Origin of the sequence: Actinosynnema sp. NPDC023658 (assembly GCF_040639995.1) — a bacterium.
Lineage (GTDB): Bacteria > Actinomycetota > Actinomycetes > Mycobacteriales > Pseudonocardiaceae > Actinosynnema.
In genome coordinates, this window is the sequence record NZ_JBFAAX010000013.1 from 1 (window position 1) to 24,222 (window position 24,222).

21 protein-coding genes are annotated in these 24,222 nt (G+C 72.7%); 6 read left to right on the forward strand and 15 right to left on the reverse strand.

What is annotated here, in order from left to right; all coding sequences use genetic code 11:
• Window positions 1-310: 310 nt before the first annotated feature.
• Window positions 311-3,688: a pyruvate carboxylase gene (locus AB0G02_RS03275; protein WP_360788591.1), complete on the reverse strand. Its 3,378-nt coding sequence runs from the start codon at window positions 3,686-3,688 to the stop codon at window positions 311-313.
• 468 nt (window positions 3,689-4,156) lie between these two features.
• On the opposite strand from AB0G02_RS03275, the gene AB0G02_RS03280 reads away from it, so the two are divergent.
• Window positions 4,157-5,401, forward strand: coding sequence for a hypothetical protein (locus tag AB0G02_RS03280; RefSeq protein WP_360788594.1), 1,245 nt, complete (start codon window positions 4,157-4,159; stop codon window positions 5,399-5,401).
• A 47-nt stretch (window positions 5,402-5,448) separates the two neighbouring features.
• Here AB0G02_RS03280 and AB0G02_RS03285 read toward each other — a convergent pair whose 3' ends face one another.
• The 3 genes from AB0G02_RS03285 to AB0G02_RS03295 all read right to left on the reverse strand — a co-directional run bounded on the left by AB0G02_RS03285 (window position 5,449) and on the right by AB0G02_RS03295 (window position 10,293).
• Window positions 5,449-6,258 carry a hypothetical protein gene (locus tag AB0G02_RS03285; RefSeq protein ID WP_360788597.1) on the reverse strand — a complete coding sequence of 270 codons (810 nt, stop codon included), beginning with the start codon at window positions 6,256-6,258 and terminating at the stop codon, window positions 5,449-5,451.
• Window positions 6,259-6,336: 78 nt separating this feature from the next.
• Complete coding sequence (gene recG, locus AB0G02_RS03290; RefSeq protein WP_360788600.1) at window positions 6,337-8,598, reverse strand: ATP-dependent DNA helicase RecG; 2,262 nt, start codon at window positions 8,596-8,598, stop codon at window positions 6,337-6,339.
• A 72-nt stretch (window positions 8,599-8,670) separates the two neighbouring features.
• Window positions 8,671-10,293 carry a DAK2 domain-containing protein gene (locus AB0G02_RS03295; RefSeq protein ID WP_360788602.1) on the reverse strand — a complete coding sequence of 541 codons (1,623 nt, stop codon included), beginning with the start codon at window positions 10,291-10,293 and terminating at the stop codon, window positions 8,671-8,673.
• Between the two features lie 145 nt (window positions 10,294-10,438).
• Here AB0G02_RS03295 and rpmB point away from each other — a divergent pair, with 145 nt between their 5' ends.
• Window positions 10,439-10,630 carry a 50S ribosomal protein L28 gene (gene rpmB / locus AB0G02_RS03300; RefSeq protein WP_033437952.1) on the forward strand — a complete coding sequence of 64 codons (192 nt, stop codon included), beginning with the start codon at window positions 10,439-10,441 and terminating at the stop codon, window positions 10,628-10,630.
• Window positions 10,631-10,835: 205 nt separating this feature from the next.
• Here the strand turns inward: rpmB and AB0G02_RS03305 are convergent, their stop codons facing one another.
• The 4 genes from AB0G02_RS03305 to AB0G02_RS03320 are packed head-to-tail and all read right to left on the reverse strand — an operon-like array spanning window position 10,836 to window position 13,515.
• Window positions 10,836-11,510 carry a uracil-DNA glycosylase gene (locus AB0G02_RS03305; RefSeq protein ID WP_360788605.1) on the reverse strand — a complete coding sequence of 225 codons (675 nt, stop codon included), beginning with the start codon at window positions 11,508-11,510 and terminating at the stop codon, window positions 10,836-10,838.
• A 14-nt stretch (window positions 11,511-11,524) separates the two neighbouring features.
• Window positions 11,525-12,046 carry a gamma carbonic anhydrase family protein gene (locus tag AB0G02_RS03310; protein WP_360788607.1) on the reverse strand — a complete coding sequence of 174 codons (522 nt, stop codon included), beginning with the start codon at window positions 12,044-12,046 and terminating at the stop codon, window positions 11,525-11,527.
• 18 nt (window positions 12,047-12,064) lie between these two features.
• Window positions 12,065-12,535, reverse strand: coding sequence for a GNAT family N-acetyltransferase (locus AB0G02_RS03315; protein WP_360788609.1), 471 nt, complete (start codon window positions 12,533-12,535; stop codon window positions 12,065-12,067).
• A 14-nt stretch (window positions 12,536-12,549) separates the two neighbouring features.
• Window positions 12,550-13,515 (reverse strand): thiamine-phosphate kinase, encoded by a 966-nt coding sequence (locus AB0G02_RS03320; protein ID WP_360788611.1) that lies wholly within the window; start codon window positions 13,513-13,515, stop codon window positions 12,550-12,552.
• 97 nt (window positions 13,516-13,612) lie between these two features.
• On the opposite strand from AB0G02_RS03320, the gene AB0G02_RS03325 reads away from it, so the two are divergent.
• Both AB0G02_RS03325 and AB0G02_RS03330 read left to right on the forward strand, forming a co-directional pair.
• Window positions 13,613-13,846 (forward strand): Lrp/AsnC ligand binding domain-containing protein, encoded by a 234-nt coding sequence (locus AB0G02_RS03325; RefSeq protein ID WP_015104517.1) that lies wholly within the window; start codon window positions 13,613-13,615, stop codon window positions 13,844-13,846.
• Window positions 13,847-13,866: 20 nt separating this feature from the next.
• Window positions 13,867-14,445: a DUF3515 domain-containing protein gene (locus AB0G02_RS03330; RefSeq protein WP_360788614.1), complete on the forward strand. Its 579-nt coding sequence runs from the start codon at window positions 13,867-13,869 to the stop codon at window positions 14,443-14,445.
• 35 nt (window positions 14,446-14,480) lie between these two features.
• On the opposite strand, the gene AB0G02_RS03335 is transcribed toward AB0G02_RS03330, so the two are convergent.
• Together AB0G02_RS03335 and AB0G02_RS03340 are read right to left on the reverse strand one after the other, a co-directional pair.
• Entirely contained in the window at window positions 14,481-15,548 is a 1,068-nt protein-coding gene (locus AB0G02_RS03335) for a D-alanine--D-alanine ligase family protein (protein ID WP_360788617.1), read from the reverse strand.
• A gap of 199 nt (window positions 15,549-15,747) precedes the next feature.
• On the reverse strand, window positions 15,748-17,211 hold the full coding sequence (locus AB0G02_RS03340) for a PLP-dependent aminotransferase family protein (RefSeq protein ID WP_360788674.1): 1,464 nt from the start codon (window positions 17,209-17,211) through the stop codon (window positions 15,748-15,750).
• Here AB0G02_RS03340 and AB0G02_RS03345 point away from each other — a divergent pair.
• Window positions 17,210-17,872 (forward strand): pyridoxamine 5'-phosphate oxidase family protein, encoded by a 663-nt coding sequence (locus AB0G02_RS03345; protein ID WP_360788619.1) that lies wholly within the window; start codon window positions 17,210-17,212, stop codon window positions 17,870-17,872. The two genes, AB0G02_RS03340 and AB0G02_RS03345, sit on opposite strands and share 2 nt — an antisense overlap.
• Here the strand turns inward: AB0G02_RS03345 and AB0G02_RS03350 are convergent.
• From AB0G02_RS03350 to AB0G02_RS03365, 4 genes are all read right to left on the reverse strand, one after another.
• Window positions 17,856-18,323, reverse strand: coding sequence for a cysteine dioxygenase family protein (locus AB0G02_RS03350; RefSeq protein WP_360788622.1), 468 nt, complete (start codon window positions 18,321-18,323; stop codon window positions 17,856-17,858). The two genes, AB0G02_RS03345 and AB0G02_RS03350, sit on opposite strands and share 17 nt — an antisense overlap.
• Window positions 18,324-18,540: 217 nt before the next feature.
• Window positions 18,541-19,599 (reverse strand): cystathionine gamma-lyase, encoded by a 1,059-nt coding sequence (locus AB0G02_RS03355; protein ID WP_360788677.1) that lies wholly within the window; start codon window positions 19,597-19,599, stop codon window positions 18,541-18,543.
• A gap of 80 nt (window positions 19,600-19,679) precedes the next feature.
• Complete coding sequence (locus AB0G02_RS03360; protein WP_360788625.1) at window positions 19,680-20,684, reverse strand: NAD(P)H-dependent glycerol-3-phosphate dehydrogenase; 1,005 nt, start codon at window positions 20,682-20,684, stop codon at window positions 19,680-19,682.
• A gap of 1 nt (window position 20,685) precedes the next feature.
• The gene (locus tag AB0G02_RS03365; protein WP_360788628.1) at window positions 20,686-21,387 is read right to left on the reverse strand and encodes a lysophospholipid acyltransferase family protein; all 702 of its coding nucleotides are present in this window, start codon (window positions 21,385-21,387) and stop codon (window positions 20,686-20,688) included.
• Between the two features lie 101 nt (window positions 21,388-21,488).
• Here AB0G02_RS03365 and cofC point away from each other — a divergent pair, with 101 nt between their 5' ends.
• On the forward strand, window positions 21,489-22,097 hold the full coding sequence (gene cofC / locus AB0G02_RS03370) for a 2-phospho-L-lactate guanylyltransferase (RefSeq protein ID WP_360788631.1): 609 nt from the start codon (window positions 21,489-21,491) through the stop codon (window positions 22,095-22,097).
• Between the two features lie 545 nt (window positions 22,098-22,642).
• On the opposite strand, the gene AB0G02_RS03375 is transcribed toward cofC, so the two are convergent.
• Window positions 22,643-24,202, reverse strand: a complete 1,560-nt coding sequence (locus AB0G02_RS03375; RefSeq protein ID WP_360788633.1) for a hypothetical protein — start codon at window positions 24,200-24,202, stop codon at window positions 22,643-22,645.
• Between the last annotated feature and the right edge of the window lie 20 nt (window positions 24,203-24,222).

Here is a 24,222-nt window from a genome sequence, read left to right on the forward strand (position 1 = left end):
CCGGCTTTGGCCTGCCTGGGGTGCCCGTAAGGGCCCCATGTCAAATCGAGCCGACCAGGACCACCACACCCCGAACGTCGAACTCACATGCTCTGAGCGTTGAACTCACCCGCTCTGAACGTAGGACTCTCGCGCTACGACCGTAGGACTCTCGCGCTCCACCGTCCTGAACGCTCAACTCAGCGCACGCCAACGTAGGACACGCACGCTCCGAACGTAGGACACGCGCGACGCGAACGTAGGACACGCGTGTCCTGGAGGTAGGACACGCGCGTCCCGGACGTTCGACCCGACCCGACCCGGCCTGCGGTCAGCCGATCACGATCAGCAGGTCCCCGCCCTCGACCTGCTGCACGCCGCGCACCGCCAGCCGCTTCACCCGCCCGGCCTTGGGCGCGGTGATCGCCGCCTCCATCTTCATCGCCTCGATGGTGGCGATCGTCTGACCGGCCTCCACCTCGTCGTCCTCGGCCACACCGGGCGTGACGACCCCGGCGAACGGCGCGGCGACGTGACCCGGGTTGCCCCGGTCCGCCTTCTCCGCCACCGGCACCGCGGCCGCGATCGACTTGTCGCGCACCTGGATCGGCCGCAACTGCCCGTTCAGCGTCGCCATGACCGTGCGGATGCCGCGCTCGTCCGCCTCACCGATGGCCTCCAGGCCGATCAGCAGCCGCACGCCGGGCTCCAGGTCGACCTGGTACTCCTCGCCCCGCTTCAACCCGTAGAAGAAGTCCTTGCTGCCCAGCACGCTGGTGTCGCCGTAGGCGTCCCGGTGCGCCAGGAACTCCTTCGTCGGGGCCGGGAAGAGCAACCGGTTCAACGTGTTGCGCCGGTCGTCCTCCAACCCCTTCACGTCCGCGTCGGTCAGCTCCGCCACGCCCTTCGGCGCGGCACGGCCCTGCAGGGCCTTGCTCCGGAACGGCTCCGGCCAGCCACCGGGCGGGTCGCCCAGCTCGCCGTGCAGGAACCCGATCACCGACGCCGGGATGTCGTAGCGCCCGGGGTCCGCCTCGAAGTCGGACGGCGACACACCCGCTCCGACCAGGTGCAACGCCAGGTCGCCCACGACCTTGGACGACGGCGTCACCTTCACCAGCCGACCGAGCATCCGGTCGGCCGCGGCGTACATGGCCTCGATCTCCTCGAACTTCTCCCCGAGCCCGAGCGCGACCGCCTGGGTGCGCAGGTTCGACAGCTGCCCGCCGGGGATCTCGTGCCGGTAGACGCGGCCGGTCGGGCCGGGGATGCCCGACTCGAACGGCGCGTAGACCTTGCGCACCGACTCCCAGTACGGCTCCAGGTCGCACACCGCCTGCAGGTCGAGCCCCGTGGCCCGCTCCGTGTAGTCCGTCGCCGCCACGATCGCAGACAGCGGCGGCTGCGAGGTGGTGCCCGCCATCGACGCCACCGCGCCGTCCACCGCGTCCACGCCGGACTGGATGGCCGCCAGGTACGTGGCCAGCTGCCCGCCCGCCGTGTCGTGCGTGTGCAGGTGCACCGGCAGGTCGAACTCCTTGCGCAGCGCCGTCACCAACCGGGCCGCCGCCGGCGGGCGCAGCAGGCCCGCCATGTCCTTCACCGCGAGCACGTGCGCGCCCGCGCCGACGATCTGCTCGGCCAGCTTCAGGTAGTAGTCCAGCGTGTAGATGCGCTCGTCCGGGTTCGACAGGTCGGCCGTGTAGCAGAGGCAGACCTCCGCGACCGCCGAGCCCGTCTCCCGCACCGCCTCGATCGCCGGCCGCATCTGCTCGACGTCGTTCAGCGCGTCGAAGATCCGGAAGATGTCGATCCCGGTCTTGGTCGCCTCTTCGACGAACGCGCTGGTCACGGCCTCCGGGTACGGCGTGTAGCCCACCGTGTTGCGACCGCGCAGCAGCATCTGGAGGGTGATGTTCGGCACCGCTTCGCGCAACGCCGCCAGCCGCTCCCACGGGTCCTCGGCGAGGAACCGCAGCGCCACGTCGTACGTCGCGCCGCCCCACGCCTCCAGTGACAACAGCCCGGGTGCCATCCGCGCCACGTGCGGCGCCACGGCCAGCAGGTCCTTCGTCCGCACGCGCGTGGCCAGCAGCGACTGGTGCGCGTCGCGGAACGTGGTGTCGGTGACGGCCAGCGCCTTGCTCTCCCGCAGCCAGCGGGCGAAGCCCTCCGGCCCCAGCTCCACCAGCTTCTGCTTCGACCCGGCCGGCGGTTCGGCGTTCAGGTCGATCGCCGGCAGCTTCACCTTCGGGTCCACAACGGACGGACGCGGGCCGTTCGGCTTGTTCACCGTCACGTCGGCCAGGTAGGTGAGCAGCCGCGTGCCCCGGTCGGCGGAGTGCCGGGCGGTGAGCAGGTGCGGGCGCTTCTCGATGAACGAGGTGGTGACGCGGCCCTCGAAGAAGTCCTCGTCGTCCAGCACGGCCTGGATGAACGGGATGTTCGTCGACACACCCCGGATCCGGAACTCGGCCACCGCGCGCCGCGCGCGGGCCACCGCCGCGGAGAAGGTGCGACCGCGACACGTGAGCTTGACCAGCATCGAGTCGAAGTGCGCGCCGATGACCGTGCCCGCGCCGGTCGTGCCGCCGTCCAGCCGGATGCCCGAGCCGCCCGGCGAGCGGTAGGCGCTGATCATGCCGGTGTCGGGGCGGAAGCCGTTGGCGGGGTCCTCGGTGGTGATCCGGCACTGGAGCGCCGCGCCGCGCAGCTGCACGGTCTCCTGGCTCAGGCCGAGGTCGTCGAGGTTCTCCCCGCTCGCGATCCGCATCTGCGACTGCACGAGGTCCACGTCGGTGACCTCTTCGGTGACCGTGTGCTCGACCTGGATGCGGGGGTTCATCTCGATGAAGACGTAGTTGCCGCGCGGGTCGAGCAGGAACTCGACGGTGCCGGCGTTGCGGTAGCCGATGTGCCGGGCGAACCGCACCGCGTCGTTGCAGATCCGGTCGCGCAGCTCCGGGTCCAGGTTCGGGGCGGGCGCGATCTCGATGACCTTCTGGTGGCGGCGCTGCACCGAGCAGTCCCGCTCGAACAGGTGCATCACGTTGCCCTCGCCGTCGGCGAGGATCTGCACCTCGATGTGCCGCGGCTCGACCACCGCCTGCTCCAGGAACACCGTCGGGTCGCCGAAGGCGGACTCCGCCTCGCGGGACGCGGCCTCCAGGGCCTCCCTCAACCCGCCGGGCTCCTCGACCCGCCGCATGCCGCGGCCACCACCACCCGCGACGGCCTTCACGAACACCGGGAACGCGATGTCCTCGGACGCCCGGACCAGGGCCTCGATGTCGCTGGACGGCTCGCTGGACTTGAGCACCGGGAGGCCGGCCTCGCGGGCCGCGGCGATGGCGCGGGCCTTGTTGCCGGTCAGTTCGAGCACGTCCGAGGGCGGGCCGACGAACGTGATGCCCGCCTCGGCGCACGCCTTGGCCAGCTCGGGGTTCTCCGACAGGAAGCCGTAGCCGGGGTAGACCGCGTCGGCGCCCGCCTTGCGGGCCGCCTTGATGATCTCCTCGACGGACAGGTAGGCCCGGACGGGGTGACCGGGCTCACCGATCTCGTACGACTCGTCGGCCTTCAGCCGGTGCAGGGAGTTGCGGTCCTCGTGGGGGAAGACGGCAACCGTGCCGGCGCCCAGTTCGTAGGCAGCGCGAAAGGCCCGGATCGCGATCTCGCCGCGGTTGGCGACAAGAACCTTGCGGAACATGCGGCGTTCCCTCCCGGTTACTCGGCGAGTCCCGCCCGAGCGCGGGCGGGACTCGAGGAATCAAAAGCACGCTACCGTGCGCTTCCCGCCCCTCGGGAGTTCCATCTCACGTGACGGACGTCATCGTGATCGTTCACTCATCCGGTCAAGGCGGGCGCGACCTGGGATCACGCCCCGGGATTCTCCCTTGTGAGGGCACGTCGCGCAGCCCCCGGCGGGCCGCACGCGTGCGGCGGATTGACGGCGTACCGGTGCGGTGCCCACGTCACTGCCCGACAACGCCCGTTCACTCCACACGCTGAATCACCGACTCGTTACGGTGGGTTCGCGGTATCGGGTGACTACAGCCGGCGACTTCTCGGTAGGGTTGGCCGCATGGCCGGGGCTGAAGGGACTGGGCAGCCTGCTGCCCGCACTCATTTCGACGTCGTTCTGCGCGGTTACAACCAGCGCCAGGTGAACGAGCGGGTGACCAGACTCGAGTTCGACCTCAAGAACTCGAACCGGGCCCGGGACGCGGCGTCGGCCCAGGTCGCGGAGCTGAACAAGCTGCTCGGCTCCACGCGCGCCGAGCTGGAGAAGGTCAAGGCCCAGCTCAGCAAGCTGGCCACCAGCCCGTCCAGCGCCTCCAACGTCACCGAGCGCGTGCGCGTGATGATGACGTTGGCGGAGGAGGAGATCGCGGACATCCGCAAGGCCGCGCTGGAGCAGGCCAACGCCACCCGCGCCGAGGCCGAGCGGGCGGCGTCCGAGGGCAAGGCGGTGCACCAGCGCGCCATGGGCGAGCTGGAGGACCGGCGCCGGCAGCTGGAGGCGGCCCACCAGCAGCGGACCACGGAGCTGGAGCGGCAGCACGAGGAGCGCCGCACCGAGCTTGAGCGGCAGCACGAGGAGCTGCGGGCCCAGCTGACGGCCGAGCACGAGGCGCTGATGGCCGAGGCCCGCTCCGAGCGCGAGAAGGCGACCGCCGGGTTCGAGGCGAAGACCGCGGAGCTGGAGGCGAAGCGGGTCGAGCTGGAGGCGAAGTACAAGGGCTACCACGACGACCTCGACAAGGAGTACGACGAGCTGCGCACCAAGCTCCGCAAGGAGCACGAGGTGCACGTCGTCGAGGCCAAGGCCGAGGCCGCGAAGCTGCTCGAAGCCGCCCGCGCCGACGCCGCCGAGCTGCGCGCCCGGACCGAGGAGCAGGTGGCCGAGCTGGAGTCCGAGGCCCTGGCGAAGGCCGAGAAGGCGGTGGCCGACGCCAACGCCGCGGCCGAGCGGACGATCAGCGAAGCGGACGCCCACGCCGAGAAGACCATCACCGAGGCCGACGCCCACGCCGACCGCCGCACCACCGCGGCCGACGAGAAGCTGGCCGAGCTGCACCGCGTGCACCGCGCCCTGAGCGAGCAGTTCGCCGCCGCGCAGGAGGCGGTGTCCAAGGCGGTGGCGACCCTCAAGCCGCTGGACGACGAGAGCGCCGCCGACGCCGCCGACGAACAGCCCGCCGCCACCACCCCGGACCCGGAACCCGCCAAGCCGGAACCCAGCAAGCCGGAACCCGCCGCCGGGGCCGACGCGCCCACCAAGCCGGCTACCGCGAAACCGGCCACCGCCAAACCGGCGAACGCCAAGCCCGCGTCATCGGCGGCAAAGACCAAGAACACGGACCCGTCCGAGCAGCCGACCGCCCAGCTGCCGGTCCCCAAGAGCAGGCAGCCGAGGTAGTCAGCCCGGCCCGAGCCCGCGTCAGGGCTCGCGTCACGCGGCTCGCGTCACTGGGGCAGCTGGTCGGCCGGGACGACCTCGGCCTGGTCCGGCACGGCGATCTCGACCGGCTGCCCCCAGTCGCGGAACCGGGTGCTGGACTGCTTCACGACCTTGCCGTCCAGCTCGAACCGGTACTCCGCCCGCAAGGGGGCGCTCGTGTCGTCCACCCACACCGACGCGGCGATCCTCACCCCGTACTCCGCGAGCTGGGTGTGCTGAAGCTGGATGTCCTGGTCCTCGATGACCTTCGCCATCTTCAACGGGTCCACCACCAGGTCGAACCGGGTCGCCGGCACGCCGTCCACCTGCTCGGACGCCTTGTTCACGATCAACGCCGCCCGCGGCTGGAGGTAGTCCAGCTCCGCGCCCACCATGGCGCTCGGGCCGAAGCCCCTCAGCAGCGCGGACACCTCGCCGCCGCTGCCCGACGCGTAGTAGCCCCACTTCTTGCCCGCGGGCATCGGAGCGCCCTCCACCTGCACGTACGTGCCGTCGCGCACGACCACCAGCGCGATCTTCTTGGGCTGCCCGCCGGTCGACACGGTCATCGTCATCGACCCGGTCACCCCGTCGGCGTCCTGCCGCACCGCGCCGTCCACGACGTTGTGCACCTCGGTGGCGTCCCCGTCGGAGGCGAAGCCCTCGGTGTGGAACGTCGCCGTCCCCAGCTCGGCCCGCCGCTGTTCGACGCGCTCGGCCAGCACCGCCAGGTCGCCCTTGGGCAGCGAGGACGTCGTCGAGGCCGGATCACCGCCCGGCGCGGCCGTGCAGGCGACCAGCGCCAGCGGAACCAGGGCGAGCAGGAATCGGCGCACGAACCAGGGTAACCGCCACCGGCCAGCCCTTCCCCGACCACCGCCTCCCGACCGACCGGCCCACCTCGGACCCACCCATCAGGCCTTCTCCAGGTACTCCGCCCGCTCGTCGTCCAGCAGCCCGGCCACCAACCCGGCCAGCCCGGGGTGCGCGGCCAGCTCCGGGTCCGCCTCCACGACCTCCTGCGCGACCACCCGCGCCTCGGTGATCACGTCCTCGTCGCGCAGCAGCGACAGCATCTTCAGCCCCGACCGCGTCCCCGACTGGGCCGCGCCGAGGATGTCGCCCTCGCGCCGCAGCTCCAAGTCCAGCTGGGCCAGCTCGAAGCCGTCCAGGGTGGACTCGACCGCGCGCAGCCGCTCCATCGTCGACGTGCCGTCCGGCATCTCGGTCACCAGCAGGCACAGCCCCGGCGCGCTGCCCCGGCCCACGCGTCCGCGCAGCTGGTGCAGCTGGCTGACGCCGAACCGGTCCGCGTCCATGATCACCATGACGGTGGCGTTGGGCACGTTCACGCCGACCTCGACCACGGTCGTGGCGACCAGCACCTGCACCTCGTTCGCCGCGAACGCGCGCATCACGGCGTCCTTGTCCTCCGGCGGCATCCGGCCGTGCAGGACGTCGATCCGCAGCCCCCGCAGCGGCCCCTCGGCCAGCCGGTTGGCCACGTCCACCACCGCCAACGGCGGCCGGCGGTCCGACCCGTCGTCCTTCCCCGCACCGCCCTTCCCCGACCCGGCCTTGCCGGACCCGGACCCGGAACCCGACCCGGAACCCGATCCCGACCCCTCCTCCGGCGGCCCGTCCGCGTCGTCCTCCGACGCACCGTCACCGATGCGCGGGCACACCACGTACACCTGGTGGCCCTTGCCGACCTCCTCGTGGATCCGCTGCCAGGCCCGGTCCAACCAGCCCGGCTTCGACGCCACCGGCACGACCGACGTGCTGATCGGTGAACGCCCCCGCGGCAGCTCGCGCAGCGCGGACACCTCCAGGTCGCCGTACACCGTCATCGCCACCGTGCGCGGGATCGGGGTCGCCGTCATCACCAGCACGTGCGGTGTGGACCCACCCGCGCGCCCGCTCAGCGCGGCCCGCTGCTCCACGCCGAACCGGTGCTGCTCGTCCACCACGACCAGCCCCAGGTCCGCGAACTCCACCTTGTCCTGGATCAACGCGTGCGTGCCGACCACGATCCCGGCCTCGCCGGACACGATCTCCAGCATCGACCGCTTCCGCGCCGCCGCGCCCATCGACCCGGTCAGCAACGTCACCCGCGTGGCGTGCTCGGCGCCGCCCAGCTCACCGGCCTGCGCGAGGTCGCCCAGCAACTCCCGCAACGACCGCGCGTGCTGGGCCGCCAGCACCTCGGTCGGCGCGAGCATCGCCGCCTGCCGACCGGCGTCGACGACCTGCAACATCGCCCGCAGCGCGACCATCGTCTTGCCCGAGCCGACCTCGCCCTGGAGCAGCCGGTTCATCGGGTGCTCGCCGGACAGGTCGTGGGCGATCTGCTCACCGACCTCCCGCTGCCCCGCGGTCAGCTCGAACGGCAGCCGGGCGTCGAACGCGTCGCGCACCAGACCGGCCCTGGGCGGGCACGCGGGCGCGGGGCGGGCGGTGGCCGAACGGCGGCGTTGCGCCAGGGTCAGCTGGACGGCCATGGCCTCGTCCCACTTCAACCGCTGCTGCGCGACGGTGATCGCCGCCCAGCCGTCCGGCCGGTGGACGTCCCGCAACGCCTTCTCCAGCCCCACCAACCCGCGTTCGGCGCGCAGCGACTCCGGCAGCGGGTCCTCGGCCACCCCGTCCCACACCGCGAGGACCTGCTCGACGCAGTTGGAGACGTTCCACGACTGGATGCCCTGCGCCGCCGGGTAGACGGGGATGAGCGCGCCCGCGAACCCGGCCACCGCGTCGTCCCCGCCCTCCAGCACCTGGTAGTCGGGGTGGGCGAGCTGGAGCTTGCCGTTGAACATGCCGACCTTGCCCGCGAACATCGCCTCGCGGCCGGGCAGCAGCTCCCGCTCGACCTTGCGCGAGCCGCGCCCGAAGAACACCAGGTGCAGCTCGGAGGTGCCGTCGGTGATCACCGCCTCCAGCAGCTCGCCGCTGCGCGACTTCATCCGCCGCTGCCGCGCGCTCTTCACCCGCGCCTGCACGGTGACGTGCTCGCCGAGCTCCAGGCCGGCGATCACGGTCAGCTTGCCGCGCTCGTCGTAGCGGCGCGGGTAGTGGCGCAGCAGCTCACCGACGGTGGTCAGGCCGAGGCCGGCCTCCAGCGCGTCGGCGCTCTTCTTGCCGAGCACCGACACCAGCTTCTCGTCGAAGGTCGTCATCCCGGCCCATTCAACTACTCGACACCGACACCGACACGGCCGACACCTGCACCGTCGCCTCGCCCCGGCCGACTACTCGACACCGACGACCAGCACCGCGTCCCGCTGACCGCCCGGGTAGGACGCCAGCTCCACCTCGGGGTGCGCGACGCGGAGGTGATCTTCCAGCACCCGCTCGACCCCGTCCGGGGCGGCCCGCCCGACCAGCACGGTGACCAGTTCGCCGCCGCTGGCGAGCATCCGGTCGACCAGTCGGCAGGCCAGGTCACCAACGTCGGCCGGACCGGGCTCGATCAGCACGACCTCGCCGTCCACCATGCCGAGCAGGTCACCCGGGCGGCACCGGCCGACCCACGTGATCGCCTCCCGGTCGGACACCGCGACCTCGCCGCGCCGGGTCGCCGCCGCGGCCTCGGCCATGGCCACCACGTCGTCGCCCGCGCGGCGGGACGGCGAGTGCACCGCCAGCGCCGCCAACGCCTGCACCGGCGAGAACGTCGGCACGACCACCACGTCCTGACCCGCGGCGACGGCCTGCGTGACGGCCTCGTCGAGCGGTTCGCGCCAGGTCGGGTCGCCGGGCAGCACGGTCACCTGCCGCGCCCGCGTGCTCACCACGACGGCCAGCAGGTCGGCCGCCGTCACCGCGTCACCGGGCTCGAACACCACCGCGCCCTCGGACCGGAACAGCTCGGCCACCCCGTCGCCCTCGACCAGCACGACGATCGCCCGGTCGCGCACGAACCGGGGCGCCTGGGCGGCGATCTGGTCGGCGAACCTGGCCACCGTGATCCGGTGCGGCCGACCGGCCCTGATGCCCGCCTCCACGGCCGCGCCGATGTCGTTGCAGTGCACGTGCACCGTCCACAGGCCCTCGCCGTCGCCCACCACCGACACGCAGTCCCCGACTGCCAGCAGCTCGTCCTTCAGCGTCTCCACAGCCGGCACCCCGGCGTCCGACGACCCTGCCTCCGGCACCCTGTCGAGCAGGTACATGACCTCGTACTCGAACTCCGCCGACCCGTCCTCGCGCGCGGTCGTCAGCGAGTCCCGCGGCACGGGGACGACCACCGGCGCGTGCTCGACCACCCGCCCGGTGATCACCGCCACCAGCGCGTCCAGCAGCACGACCAGCCCGCGCCCGCCCGCGTCGACCACCCCGGCGCGCGCCAGCACGGCCAGTTGGCGCGGTGTGTCGGCCAACGCCTCGGCGCCGGCCTTCGCGGCGACCGTCACCACCTCGTCCAGCTCGTCGGACGTGCAGTCGCGGGCCGCCTCTGCCGCCGCGTGCAGCACGGACAGCACCGTGCCGGGCACGGGCTTCGACACGGCCGCGGTGGCCAGCTCGTCGGCCCGCCACAGCGCCCTGCGCAGCGACGCGCCGGACGCCGTGGACGCGCCCTGGGCGGCCTCCGCCAGCCCGCGCAGCACCTGGGACAGGATCACGCCCGAGTTGCCGCGGGCACCGGCCAGCGCGCCGCGCGCGAGCGCCGCCAACGCCGACCCGGCCGTGTCCACGGGCGTCCTGAGCAGGGCGTCCAACGCCGAGCGCATGGTCTGGAGCAGGTTCGTGCCGGTGTCGCCGTCGGGCACCGGGAACACGTTGGTGCGGTCCAGGTCCTCCCGGTTGGCGTCCAGGGATCGAACACAGGCGTCCGCCCACTGGCGCACCGCGACCGCATCGAGAGCCTGCATGGCGGCGAGGGTATGCGACCCGGTTTGGAGGCAGAACGGCCCACCGGCTACCCTGTCCAGGTTGCCATGCCCGGCTGAGGCTTGTGCACGCTTGCGCGCCCGCCGGGGCGTGAGTACCGCTGAAGAAACCTAAGGAGTGGCTGACGTGGCTGCCGTGTGCGACGTCTGTGGCAAGGGGCCGGGCTTCGGCCATTCTGTCTCGCACTCCCACCGGAAGACCAACCGCCGGTGGAACCCGAACATTCAGACCGTGCGCGCGAAGGTTTCCTCTTCGACGCGGCAGCGGCTGAACGTGTGCACCTCGTGCCTGAAGGCGGGCAAGGTGGTGCGCGGCTGAGACCCGCGCCCGAGCTTGGCGAAAGGCCCCCGGAACGCGGTTCCGGGGGCCTTTCGACGTTCCGAGCTCTTCAAGTCTTGAGCCTGCCCGGCCGGGAGCATCCCGACTCGGGCGCGATCCGGGTCACGCGCGGGTCGCGTCCTGAGCGTTCAACTCGGGTGTTCCGAACGTAGGACACGCACGACCCGGACGTAGGACACGCGGGTCAGGGGAGCTTCCAGTCGATCGGCTCCGCGCCCTGCCCCACCAGCAGCTCGTTGGCCTTGCTGAACGGCCGGGAGCCGAAGAAGCCGCCCGCCGCCGACAGGGGGCTCGGGTGGACGGACTCGACGCAGCGCTCCGGGCCCAGCAGCGGCTTGAGGGCGCGCGCCTGGCTGCCCCACAGGATCGCGACCAGCGGCGCGTCCCGCTCGGCCAGCGCCTTGATCGCCTGCTCGGTCACCGGCTCCCAGCCCTTGTTGCGGTGGGAGTTGGACTTGCCCGGCTGCACCGTGAGCGCCCTGTTGAGCAGCAGCACGCCCCGTTCTGCCCACGGGGTCAGGTCGCCGTTGGACGGCTTGGGGTGGCCGAGGTCGGACATGTACTCGGTGTAGATGTTGACCAGGCTCTTCGGGATGGGCCGGGTCTCCGGCGACACCGAGAAGCTCAGGCCCACCGCGTGCCCCGGCGTCGGGTACGGGTCCTGGCCCACGATCAGCACCCGCACGGAGTGGAACGGCTGCTGGAACGCCCGCAGCACGTTCTCCCCCGCCGGCAGGTAGGTGCGCCCGGCGGCGACCTCCGCCCGCAGGAACTCGCCCATCGCGGCGATCCGGTCGGCCACGGGCGCGAGTGCCGCGGCCCAGCCTGCTTCCATGATTTCCTCAAGCGGACGTGCCACGGCGGGACCTTATCTCAGTCCAGGCGCCGGAGTTCCTTGCGGTAGAGCAAGATGTTGTCCACGTACTTGTCGACCGCGAACTGCCACGCGCCGTCCGGCACGACGTACCCCTCGCGCACCTTCGCGGGCACGCCGAGCGCCATCGACCGCGCCGGCACGTGCCCCTCGAACGACAGCACCGCGCCCGCGCCGACGATCGCTCCGGTCTCCACCACGGACCCGTTGAGCACCACCGACCCCGAGGCGATCAGGCACCGGTCCGCGATGGTCGCGCCCTCGATGTGGACGTTGTGCCCGATGACGCACTCCGCGCCGATCAGCGCCGGGTGGACCTCGGTGCAGTGCACGACCGTGCCGTCCTGGATCGACGTCCGCGCGCCGACCTCGATCCGCCCGAAGTCGCCCCGCAGCACGGCCTGGGGCCAGACGGAGGCGTGCGCGCCGATCCGGACGTCCCCGATGACCGTCGCGTCCGGGTGCACGTAGGCGTCCGGGTGGATCACCGGCTCGTAGTCGCCCAGCGCGTAGATCGCCATGCGGTCCCCTCCCGGCCCTCAGAGATCCTTCGCGAAGCAAAGGCTTTCCGGATGATGCCGGTAGACACCGAAGTTGTCGATGCGCGCGTATCCATTGGCGCGGTAGAGGCCGATCGCCTCGGGCTGACGCAGGCCGGTCTCCAGCACCATCCGGGTGCGGCCGGCCGCCCGCGCCGCGGCTTCCAGCGACTTCAGCACCACCGGCGCCAGGCCGCGCCCGCGCATCGCGTCCACCACGTACATGCGCTTGATCTCGGCGTCACCGGGGCGCAGCGAGTGCTCGGCCACGTCGTGCGCACGCCACCCACCGCAGGCCACGGGGACCTCGTCGACGTAGCCGACCACGAAGTGCCCGAGCGGCGCGGCGAACTGCGCCGGGTCGACCGGCGTGATGTCGACCTCGCCGTAGCGGTCCAGGTAGACCTGCTGGAGGTCCGCGATCAACTTCACCGAGTCTGGATGGTCATACGGGATCGTGCATAGTTCCACACTTGTGAGGCTACCTACCGCCAGTGCTCCCAGCCAGGGGGTTTCTCGTACGCCCGGCCGTCGACGGTGACCCCGCTGCCGTGCCGGACCGTGCCGATGGTGCTCCACCCCTCCGGCACCGCCCCCGGCTCGGGGAACGTCGCCGCCAGCGCGTGATCCTCGCCACCGGTCAGCGCCCAGTGCCGGGCGTCCGCGCCGAGCGCCGCCGCGACGTCGATCAGCCGCGGGTGCACCTCCAGCAGCTCGGTGCGGATGTCGATGCCGATGCCCGACTCGTCCGCGATGTGCCCCAGGTCGGCCAGCAGGCCGTCGGAGACGTCGATCATCGCCGTCGCGCCGGCCGCGGCGGCCTGCGGTCCGGCGGCGTAGGGGGGTTCGGGGTTCCGCTGGGCACCAACGACCGCCACCGGCGACCGGAACCCGCGCTGCAGCACGGCCAGCCCGCCAGCCGCCCAGCCGAGCCGTCCGCACACCGCGACGACATCACCCACTTGCGCACCGGAACGGGTGACGGGCTCCAACCCGCCCATGTCGCCCAACGCCGTAACGGAGATCACCAGTGTCGCGGACGACACCATGTCGCCGCCCACGACGCCCGCCCCGGCGACGGTCGCCTCCTGCCACAGGCCGGCGGTGATGCCCTCCACGACCGCCGACGGCGTGTCCGCCGGGCACGCCAGGCCGATCAGCAGAGCGGTCGGCATCGCGCCCATGGCAACGACATCCGCCAGGTTCACCGCCGCCGCCTTGCGCCCCACCTGCTCGGGAGACGACCAGTCGAGTCTGAAGTGGACACCCTCGACGAGCACGTCGGTGGACACCACCACGCGTCCGTCGGGCGCCGCGACCACAGCCGCGTCGTCACCCGGCCCGAGCAGGGTAGTGGGCGGCTGCGTCCGACCTGCCGTCACCCGGCGGATGAGACCGAACTCACCCACCTCAGCGACCGTGTCCGCGTTGCGCGGCGGCTCCGGACGCAAGATTGCCTCCCGTTCTGAGCATTCGGAACCCCAACTGGGGTACGTTGCTGTGCACGTTCCTACCCCGACCTAACCTGTCGCGACGAAGGGGCACGCCGTGGTGCACGCATACATCCTCATCCAGACCGAGGTCGGGAAGGCAGCCGCCGTTGCGGCGGAGATCTCCGGCATCCCCGGTGTGGCCACCGCGGAGGACGTCACCGGTCCGTACGACGTCATCGTCCGCGCCGAGGCCGACACCGTCGACCAGTTGGGACAGCTCGTGGTCGCCCGCATCCAGAACGTCGAGGGCATCACGCGAACCCTGACCTGCCCTGTGGTCCACTTGTAGCGCCGTGCTGTCATAACCGGGTGGCACAGGAACCGGAACCCGCGTCGCTGCTCCCCCGCCCGCTGCTCGCCGTGGCCCTCGGGCTGCCGGCGCTGCTCGCGGCCGGGGTGGCGGCCGTAGGCCTCTTCCTCGGCGCGGGCGGCAAGGACGACCCCGCGGACCCGTCGACCGGTCACGCCGGGCCCGTCGCCCTGGTGCCGGTGCCCGCGCCGAAGGCCAGGTCGGACGAGTGCAAGGCGCTGCTCAGCGCCCTGCCGATGCAGCTGGTGTCCAACGGCGTCACGCTGCCGCGCCGCGAGTTGGCCGCGCCCGCGCCCGAGGGCGCGCTGGCGTGGGGTGACGCGCAGCACGAACCCGTCGTGCTGCGCTGCGGTCTGGACCGACCCGGTGACCTCACGCCGACCTCCGAGCTGCGGTTGATCTCCGACGTGCAGTGGCTGGAGGTGTCCGACGGCGGTTCGGCCACCTGGTACGTGGTGGACCGGCCGGTGTACGTGGCGCTGACCGTGCCGCCGGACGCCGGCACGGGCCCCCTCCAGGACGTCTCGACCACGATCCGCGACACCCTCGCCCAGGGCCCCGTGCAGACCAGGGGCTGACCTGGCCTGACGGGGCCGGCTCAGGACCGACGGGACTAGCGCAGGCCGGTGCCGCGGGCGATCGCCGTGTCGACCAGCGTGGTGAGCAGCGTCGGGTAGTCCACGCCCGTCTCGGCCCACATCCGCGGGTACATCGAGATCGGCGTGAAGCCGGGCATGGTGTTGACCTCGTTGACCACGAGCTCGTCGTAGTCGGTGACGAAGAAGTCGACCCGGGCCAGGCCCTGGCAGTCCAGCGAGCGGAACGCGGTGACGGCCATCTCGCGCAGGTCCCGGGTGACGTGCTCGTCGAGCTTGGCCGGGATGTCGAACTCGCACACGTCGTCGAGGTACTTGGCGTCGAAGTCGTACCAGTCGACCTCGCCGCCGACGATGCGCAGCTCGGCGGGCAGCGACGCCTCGACGCGGCCGTCCGGGAACTCCAGCACGCCGCACTCGACCTCGCGGCCGGAGACGGCGGCCTCGATGATCACCTTCGGGTCGGTCTTGCGGGCCAGGGCGATCGCGCTGTCGAGGTGGGCCCAGTCCACGACCTTCGAGATGCCCACGGACGACCCGGCGCGCGCCGGCTTGACGAAGACGGGCAGCCCCAGGCGTTCGCGGTCGGCGTCGGTCAGGGTCTCCTGCTCGCGGCGCAGCACCACGAACTCGCCGACCGGCAGGCCCACGCCCTGGAGCAGCCGCTTGGTGAACTCCTTGTCCATGGCGACCGCGCTGGCCAGCACACCCGGTCCCACGTACGGGATGTCCGCCAGCTCCAGCAGGCCCTGCACCGTGCCGTCCTCGCCCCAGGCGCCGTGCAGGACGGGGAACACGACCTCCACGTCGGCCAGCACGTCGTTCGGCGCGACCGGCACCAGCTCGGAGCCGGACACGGGCACCAGCGAGTTGACGGTCGGCAGCCGGCGGTCGCGGACCTCGAGCGCCTTGGTGTCGTCGGCGCCGATCACCCACGCGCCCGTTTCCGTGATGCCCACCGGCACGACTTCGAACCGGTCCCGGTCCAGGTGCGGCAGGACACTCCCGGCGGACAGGCAGGAGACCATGTGCTCGCTGCTGCGCCCGCCGAACACCACGGCGACCTTGGTCTTGCGCTGTGTCATGGCTCGGACCCTACCCGGATGGTCTAACCCACTGGCCGGCTCGCCACGAACACCCACCCTGAGCGTTCAACTCACCGCCACGAACGTAGGACTCTCGCGTGCTGGACGTAGGACTCTCGCGAGAGTCCTACGTTTAGACCCCGCGTGTCCTACGTCCGGAACGACCGTGTCCTACGTTCGGGTGCCCCGAGTTGAACGCTCAGGACGGCTGCGACGGGGTGCCGAGGATGCGGATCAGGTCCGGGATCGCGGCCGAGAGCTGGTCGCGGGAGCAGGCGCTGTAACCGATCGCGGCGCCGTGCACCCTGGGACGGCCCGCGTGGTGGCGGGCCAGGCCGTCCAGCCGGAGGCCGCGGTCGTGCGCCTCGGCCAGCACGTCGCGCTCCGCCTGCGCGGACGGCAGCGGCACGACGATGTGCGCGCCCGCGTCGTCGCCCAGCACGGGGACCCCGGCGTCCGCGAACGCGGCCGAGAGCAGCGCACGGCGCTCGGACAGCTCACGCCGGAGCTTGCGCAGGTGCCGCCCGAGGTCGCCGTTGCGCGCCAGCTCCACCAGGACGCGCTGGCCCGCCGCGGACGGGCTGGTCCCGGTCCGGTCGCGGTGCGCCATGACCTCGGCGGCGATCGGCTCGGGCGCGACCATCCACCCCGCGCCGAGCATCGGGGTGAGGATCTTGCTCGTGGTGCCTAGGTGCACCACCACGTCCGGCGCCAGCGCCGCCAGCAACGGCAGCGGCGCGACGTCGTAGCGCAGCTCGCCGTCGTAGTCGTCCTCGACGACCAGCCACCCCTCCGCCCGCGCCCGCTCCACCAGCGCCACCCGCCGCGCCGCCGACATCCGCCCACCCATCGGGTACTGGTGCGCGGGCGAGCAGTACACACCGCGCACGCCGGGCGGCACGGCCTCCACCAACAAACCCTCGGCGTCCACGGGCGCCTGCACGACCTTGACCCCGGCCGACCGCAGCGCCCACACCGCCCGCTGGTACCCCGGCTCCTCCACCGCGATCACGTCACCGGGCCGCAGCACGGTCGACGCCAGCTCCACCAACGCCGCCGTCGTCCCGCCGGTCGCGAGCACCAGCTCCTCCCGCAACCCGCCGCGCACCGCCAACCCCCGGTGCCGCAACAGGTGCTCCGCCACCACCGCCCGGTACTCCGGCAACCCGCCGCGGTGGGGCCGGAACAGCGGCTGCACGTCCGCCGCCGCACGCCAGGCCCGCCGCCACGCCGCCCGGTCCAACCCCTCGGCCCACGGCGCACCCGGCGCGAGGTCCACGACGTCCGCCGCCACGGCCGGCGCGGTCGCACGCCGGGTCCGCGCCTTCAACGCGCCCGGCGGCGTCGTGGTCACGTACGTGCCGGACCCGTGCCGCCCGGCGATCCAGCCCTCGGCGTGCAGCTGCTCGTAGGCTGCCGCTGTCACGGTCCGGCTCACGCCGAGCCGTTCGGCCAAAGCCCGGGTCGAGGGCAGCCGGTCACCGCTGCGCAGCCGCCCGTCCGCCGCCGCCGCGCGCAGGGCGTCCGCGAGCTGCACGGCCAGCGGTTCGGCCGACGAGCGGTCCAGCACCACCGCCAGCGCCGTCTCCGCCAAAGTGGCCTCCTCATAACGCTGGTAATTGGCACTTGAGCAAGTCCACTTTAGCGGAAATGCTGGTCGCATGACGCTGTCACCGACGGATCGCAGCACCATCAAGCGGGGCCGCAAGCGCGCCGTGACCGAACGCGAAGCCCTGTACGAGGTCCTCGACGCCGCCCTCGTCTGCCACCTGGCCGTCGTCGTGGACGGGGCGCCGCTCGTGCTCCCCACCGGCTACGGCCGCGACGGCGACACCCTCTACCTGCACGGCTCGACGGGCGCGCGCAGCCTCCGCGAGGCCGCGACCGGTGTGCCGGTGTGCGTCGGCGTCACGATCCTGGACGGCATCGTCTACGCCCGCTCGGCGTTCGACCACTCGATGAACTACCGCGCCGCCGTCGTGCACGGCACGGCCGTCCCGCTCACCGACCCGGACGCCAAGCTGCACGCCCTGCGCGTGCTCACCGAGCACCTCGCCCCCGGCTCGTGGGACTACGCCCGGCAGCCGACGCCGAAGGAGGTCGCCGCGACCGCCGTGCTGTCGCTGGACCTGGCCGAGGCGTCGGTGAAGATCCGCAGCGGCCCGCCTGGCGACGAGGCCGAGGACGTCGCCGCCAACTCCCGGTGGGCGGGCGTGCTGCCGCTCCGCACGGTGTGGGGCGAGCCCGAGTCGGACCCGACCCTGGTGGGCGAGTGGGACGTGCCTGCGCACGTCACCGCCCGGAGCGTCACCGCACCGAGGTAGTGCCCGACAGCGGGTCGAACCGGACCGGCCGGATGGTGCGCCCGCCGTCGCGGAACACGTGGATCGTGACGGCGGGGTCGCTGCCGTCGTTGCGCACCTGGTGCACGTACGACGGCCCGAACACCCGCGACTGACCGGCCACGAGGTGGTGCAGCACCTGGGTCGGGCCGGGCGTGACGACCTCCGTCAGCGAGCCGCTGACCACGGTGAACGCGCCGCTCGTGACGCCGTGGTCGTGCAGGTCGGCGTGCTGGCCGGGCAACCAGCTCATCAGCCACACCTCCTGCGAGTCGGTGCGGTCCACGAGCGCGGCGAAGCGGGTCTCGGGGTCGTAGCGGAGCAGGTGGGCCCAGCGCTCACGCCGTGCCGCCGTGTCGAGCGCGATCCGCACGGGGTGCAGGGCGGCGTGCGACTGGGGCAGGGCGATGGTGTTCTCCGGAACGGCGAACATGGTTCCTTCTCGGTGCTCGGTGAGGTGCGAGCCTCACGGGCTCGCGGGACGCGAGACGATCACCGAGGCAGACAGAGCGCGCTGGCGACCAGGCGGAGGTCGATGTGACCCCGCCCGTCGATCATGGCGCGGAAGGACATGCGAACGAGGGTGGCACCACGTCCGCCGCCGCGCAACCACGTCCCACGCAATGGGCCCGTCCGGGTGACGGACGGCGTCACAGCGACCGGAGCACGTCCCGGACCAGGTCGGCGGTGTCCTCGCAGCCCGCGGACAGCCGCACCAGGCCCTCGGGCACCGGGTCGCCCCACTGCGCGCGCCGGTCCAGGCTCGTGTGCAGGCCGCCGAAGCTGGTGCTCGCGAACACCAGCCGGGACCGCTCCAGGAACGCGGCCACCGCGCCCGCGTCCGCCAGCTCGAACGTCAGCACCCCGCCGAACCGCCGCATCTGCCGCGACGCCACCTCGTGCGCCGGGTCCTGAGGGGCGCCCGGCCAGCGCAGCCCGGTGACCGCCGGGTGGTCCCGCAGCACGTCGTACAGGGCCGCCGCGTTCTCCGCCTGCCTGGTCAGCCGCAGGTCGAGCGTGCCGAGGCCGCGGTGGACCAGCCACGCCTCGAACGGGCCGGGGATCGCGCCGCCGGTCGTCCGCGCCGCGCGCACCCGTGCCGCCCGGGCCGGGTCCGCCGTGGACCCGTGGGCGTGCAGCACGTCGCTGTGCCCGGCGACGGCCTTCGTGTCGCTGCTCACCACCGCGTCCGCGCCCAGCAGCAGCGGTTGCTGCCCGAGCGGCGTCGCGGTCGTGTTGTCCACCGCCACCAGCGCGCCCGCCGCGTGCGCGGCCTCGACCAGCGCCGCGATGTCGCACACCTCCAGCCCTGGGTTGGACGGCGACTCCAGCAGCACCAGCCGCACGCCGTCGAACGACGGGTACGGACCGGCGGTCGGCACCTCGCGCACCTCCACCGGCATCTCGGCGACGAGCGTGCGGGTCAGGTAGTAGCCGTCGCTGGGCAGGACGACCACGTCACCGGGCGCCAGCACCACGCGCAGGAACGTCGAGATCGCCGCCATGCCGGACGGGAACAGCACCGCCGTGCCGCCGTCCAGCCCGCCCAGCGCCGCCTCCAACGCGCGCCAGGTCGGGTTGTGCACCCGGCCGTAGGTGTCCTCGCCGCCCAGGTGGTACGCCGAGGCGAACACCGGTCCGGCCAGGAACGGCTCGCCCGGCGCGGCCGGCGACGTGTGCACGACCCGCGTGCCGTCGCCCCAGGCCACGTCGTCCCCGGTCGCGCCGTTCCCGGTCGCGCCGTTCCCGGTCGCCGCTGTCACGTCGTCCGGGTTCACGTCGTCCGGGTTCACTGCCGTTCCGCCTTCCGCTCACGCCCGAGCAGCGCCGCCGTCAGCACGCGCGGGTCCAGCCCTTCGTGGCACACCTGGTGCACGCCGTCGGTGATCGGCATGTCGACGTCGACCCGGGCGGCCAGCTCGCGGATCGACGAGCACGACTTCACGCCCTCGGCCACCTGCCCGTGCGCGGCCTCCTGCGCCTCCGCGAGCGAGTCGCCGCGCCCCAGCCGCTCCCCGAACGACCGGTTGCGCGACAGCGGCGACGCGCACGTGGCCACCAGGTCGCCCAGGCCGGCCAACCCGGCGAACGTCAACGGGTCCGCGCCCAGCGCCGCGCCCAGCCGGGCGGTCTCGGCCAGGCCGCGGGTGATGATCGAGGCCATCGTGTTGTCGCCGAAACCCATACCCGCCGCCATGCCGCAGGCGAGCGCGATGACGTTCTTGCACGCGCCACCCAGCTCGCAGCCCACCACGTCGACGTTGGTGTAGGGCCGGAAGTAGGAGTTGGAGCACGCGTGCTGGAGGTCGACCGCGCGGTCGTGGTCGGTGCACGCGATGACCGTCGCGGTCGGCTGCTCCGCGGCGATCTCCTTGGCCAGGTTCGGCCCGGTCACCACCGCGACCTGGTCCTCCGGCACGCCCGCGACCTCGCGGACCACCTCGCTCATCCGCTTGAGCGTGCCCAGCTCGACACCCTTGGCCAGGCTCACCAGCGTCGCCCCGGCGGGCAGCCAGGGCCGCCAGTCGGTCAGGTTCGCCCGCAACGTCTGGCTCGGCACCGCCAGCACCACGGCCTGCGCGCCCTCCAACGCCTTCTCGGCGTCGGAGGTGGCGTCCAGGTTGGCGGGCAGCACCACGTCCGGCAGGTAGTCGGCGTTGACCCGGTTCGTCGAGATGGCGTCGGCCACCTCCGCGCGCCGCGCCCACAGCACCACGTCCGTGCCGGAGTCCGCGAGCACCTTGGCGAAGGCGGTGCCCCACGACCCGGCGCCCAGCACCGCGACCCGGTCCACGTCAGGCTTTCTTGGAGTAGAAGCCGTCGGGCGCCTGCTCCTCGCGGATCTCCGCGAGCAGGCCCTTGACCTCGTTCATCAGCACGTCGGTGACCTCGCGCAGCAACGCCAGGTTCTGCGGCTGGGCCCGGTAGGCGTCCAGGTCGACCGGCGGACCGACCTTCGTCACCACCGTCTTGCGCGGGAACGGGCGGAACTTCTTGCGGTAGTGGTCGTAGACGTCGCGCGTGCCCCAGCGCGCGACGGGCAGCACCGGCACGTCGTGCTCCAGCGCGAGCCGTGCGACGCCGGTGCGCGAGGTCATCGGCCAGCCGTCCGGGTCGCGGGTGATCGTGCCCTCGGGGTAGATGATCACGACGAGGCCCTTCTCCAGGGCCTCGTGCGCGGCGCGCAGGCTCTGCTGGGCGTCGGCCGTGCCGCGGTAGACCGGGATCTGCCGCGCGCCCTTGATGACGGCGCCGACCACCGGGACGTTCCACAGGCTGTGCTTGGCGAGGAAGTGCGGCACGCGGCCCTGCTTGTGCGTGAAGACGGCGTCGTAGACCGGGTCCAGGTGGGACACGTGGTTCATCACGATCAGCGCCCCGCCCGTCCTGGGCACCCGTTCCGCTCCGTCGTTGCGCCGCCGCGCCATCAACGCGGTGGCGGGGTAGAAGATCGCCGCGGCGAGCCCGACCCAGAAGCCGCCCTTCTCCTTGGCCACGTGCACTCCCTCTTCGTCGTGGACCTGGAGTCTTCCCCACGTCGCCGGCGGCGACAATCAGCCCCTGGCCAGGTCCGGCCGGCATCCGGGAGTATGGCGGGGTGGGAGCCGACGTGGACCTGGTGGTGCCGGTCAAGGCCCTGGAGCTGGCCAAGTCACGCCTGGTCGGCGCCCGGCTCGACCGACCGGCGCTGGCCTTGGCGTTCGCGTTGGACACGATCGCCGCCGCCCTCCCGGTCGTGCGGGATGTGTTGGCTGTCACGTCCGACCCGGCGGTGGTGGCGGAGCTGCGGGCGCTGGGTGTCGAGTCGGTGGCCGGTCCGGAGGGGTTGAACGAGTCCCTGCGGTTCGGCTTCGGGGTGCTGCGGTCGCGGGACGCGGGGTCCGTGGTCGGTGCGCTGCAGGCCGACCTGCCCGCGCTGCGGACCGCGGAGCTGGGTGCGGCGTTGGCGGCGGCGCGCGGTCGTGCGTTCTGCCCGGACCGCCAGGGGACCGGGACGACGCTCCTGCTGTCCGCGCCGGGTGGCGACCTCGCCCCGGCGTTCGGGGTCGGGTCCGCGGCGGCTCACGCGGCTTCGGGCGCGGTGGCCCTGCTCGGCCCGTGGCCGTCGCTGCGGCACGACGTGGACACGGCCGAGGACCTGGGCCTGGCGGCGGACCTGGGCCTGGGCCCGCGCACCGCGACGGTCCTGATGCCGGTGGGCGGCTGACTTCGGGACGGTTCGGCAGGATCGTTCGGCGCGGACGGTCCGTCGCCGGCGGCTGACCGCGGCGTTCGGCCGGGGGCGGCTGTTCGACGCGGACGGTTCGTGCGGTGGTCGGCGCGGTGGTTGTCCACAAGCGGCTCACCGCACGGCAACGCCCCACGAGGACTCGGCCCACCCCACTACCCGCCAGCGGCCGGGCGCACCCCAGTTGTCCACAACGCCGCCCGGAGCACTGCGATCTGTCGGCCCACCCCGGCAAGATAAAAGCAGGGGTCCCCTGGGCGAGGACCCCTGCGTAGCCACTGCCTGCCGGCGGCACGGCTCACCGCGGTGGCCGCGCGGCGATCGCAGCGCGACTCACGCGTCTACGGCAGCTCACGTCGACAGCAACCGACCCACCGCGTCAGCAGCACGGCTCAGCGCAGCGGCAGCCGGCTCACCCGCTCCAGCAGTGCAGCTCACGGCGTTGGCAGCAGGCCCACTGCGCCAGCAGTACAGCTCACCGCATCAGCGGCTGGCCCAAGGCACCAGCGGTGCAGATCAGCCCGTCAGCAGCAAGGCTCGCCAGGCGTGCAGCGGCCCACGAGCATCGGGCACGCGTAGCCGTAGTCGGGGTCAGGGGCGAGAGGTAGGCGTTTGCGCGGGTTCTCCAGTGGCCGGGCGGTGGTCGAGACCGGCGCGGTCCGCAGCGTCACGTTGGCGTGCGCGGCCTGGGCCTCGTACGCGCCCGCCGTGAGCTTCACCACTTCCACCCCGCGCGCCAGGTCCGCCACGAACACCCGCCCGCGGTGCCAGTAAGGGGCGAACGACACCGCGCCCTCGGGCCTCCAGTACGCCACCTGGATCGGGTTCGCCGGGTCCGAGACGTCCAGGAACCGCGTCCCCTGCTCGTACCACGAGTACGCCACGATCCGCTGCTGCACGTCGAAGTAGTGCGCCGAGCAGAACGTGTCCGGCCCCGGCAGCGTGCCCTCCTGGTCGTCCGGCGACCACACGCCCACGGTCTTCAGGTAGAACGGCCGCTCGGGCGTCGCCCGCCACGACTCGCCGTCCCGCGAACCCTCCAACGACGAGATGACGAACCGCCCCTGGTCCTTGCACGTGGGCGACCCGAACGCCTCCTCGGTGTGCAGCAGCAGGCTGCCCGCCGGGTGCTCGCGCGACGGCACGGGCCCGTCCTGCAGCGTCCGCCCGACCGGCCGGAACGAGTTGTGCGAGAACGACGTCGGCATGTCCAGCCTCGGCGCCGCACCACCCGCGTACGGGACCGGGCTGTACGGGGTCGCCTCGCGCACCCGCCCGCTCAGCGGATCGCGGTGCCACCCGCGCGTGTAGTAGCCACGCGTCCCGCCCGTGCCCGCGACCCACGCGATGCCGGCCGCGTCCACCTGGACGTCGTGCGTCATGTGCGTCTCGCCCTGGTCGCGGCCGAGGTCGACGTACGTGCCCAGCGTCTTCGGGTTGCGCGGGTCGCGGATGTCGGTGACGAACACCTTGCCGGAACGCCGGTAGGTGTCCGGGTCGGTGGACGGCGTGCCGTCGTAGCCGGTCGTCCACAGGTACGCGCAGTCGTTGACGCACGTCGTGATGTGGCCGGTGCCCATGGGCTCGAAGCTCATCACCTCCAGCCGCGCCGGGTCGGCGGCGGACACGAAGTAGACCCCGGTCGGACGCTCGTTGCCCGGCTGGCGGCCGAACGCGCTGCGCTCCCGCGCCAGGAACACCAGCTTGCGCTGCGCGTCGACGGTGACGTCCTCGTTCTCCCAGAACCGCTGCTCGGGGTCGTCGCCGGGCAGCGCGAGCTCCTGCTTGGTCAGGTGGTCGAGCAGCACGGGCTCGTCGACGTCGGTCACGTCGTAGGTCTTGAGCCCGAACGTGCCGCTGAGGAACATCACGTCGCGGTGCCCGTACCGCACGAAGTTGACGGACACGGCGCCTTCGGTCTCCGGGATCGCCGCGCGCAGCTCGACGTTCTTCGCCGCCGCCTGCAGGCCCGCGCGTGCGGGTTCCGCGGCCGGCGCCTGCGCGGAGGCCGTGCCCTGGCCGACGAAGCCCGGACCGGCGAAGCCGAGCAGCAACGCGGTCAACACCCCTGCCACGACCCTCATGCCCACTCCCTCCGTGACGG

Bases quoted from the DNA above. Each gene is read 5' to 3' on its own strand.
- AB0G02_RS03275 (WP_360788591.1), bottom strand. From the start codon at position 3,688: ATGTTCCGCAAGGTTCTTGTCGCCAACCGCGGCGAGATCGCGATCCGG.
- recG (WP_360788600.1), bottom strand. From the start codon at position 8,598: ATGACGACCTTCGACGAGAAGCTGGTGTCGGTGCTCGGCAAGAAGAGC.
- AB0G02_RS03295 (WP_360788602.1), bottom strand. From the start codon at position 10,293: ATGCAGGCTCTCGATGCGGTCGCGGTGCGCCAGTGGGCGGACGCCTGT.
- AB0G02_RS03310 (WP_360788607.1), bottom strand. From the start codon at position 12,046: ATGGCGATCTACGCGCTGGGCGACTACGAGCCGGTGATCCACCCGGAC.
- AB0G02_RS03335 (WP_360788617.1), bottom strand. From the start codon at position 15,548: ATGACACAGCGCAAGACCAAGGTCGCCGTGGTGTTCGGCGGGCGCAGC.
- AB0G02_RS03345 (WP_360788619.1), top strand. From the start codon at position 17,210: ATGACGCTGTCACCGACGGATCGCAGCACCATCAAGCGGGGCCGCAAG.
- AB0G02_RS03340 (WP_360788674.1), bottom strand. From the start codon at position 17,211: ATGCGACCAGCATTTCCGCTAAAGTGGACTTGCTCAAGTGCCAATTAC.
- AB0G02_RS03350 (WP_360788622.1), bottom strand. From the start codon at position 18,323: ATGTTCGCCGTTCCGGAGAACACCATCGCCCTGCCCCAGTCGCACGCC.
- AB0G02_RS03375 (WP_360788633.1), bottom strand. From the start codon at position 24,202: ATGAGGGTCGTGGCAGGGGTGTTGACCGCGTTGCTGCTCGGCTTCGCC.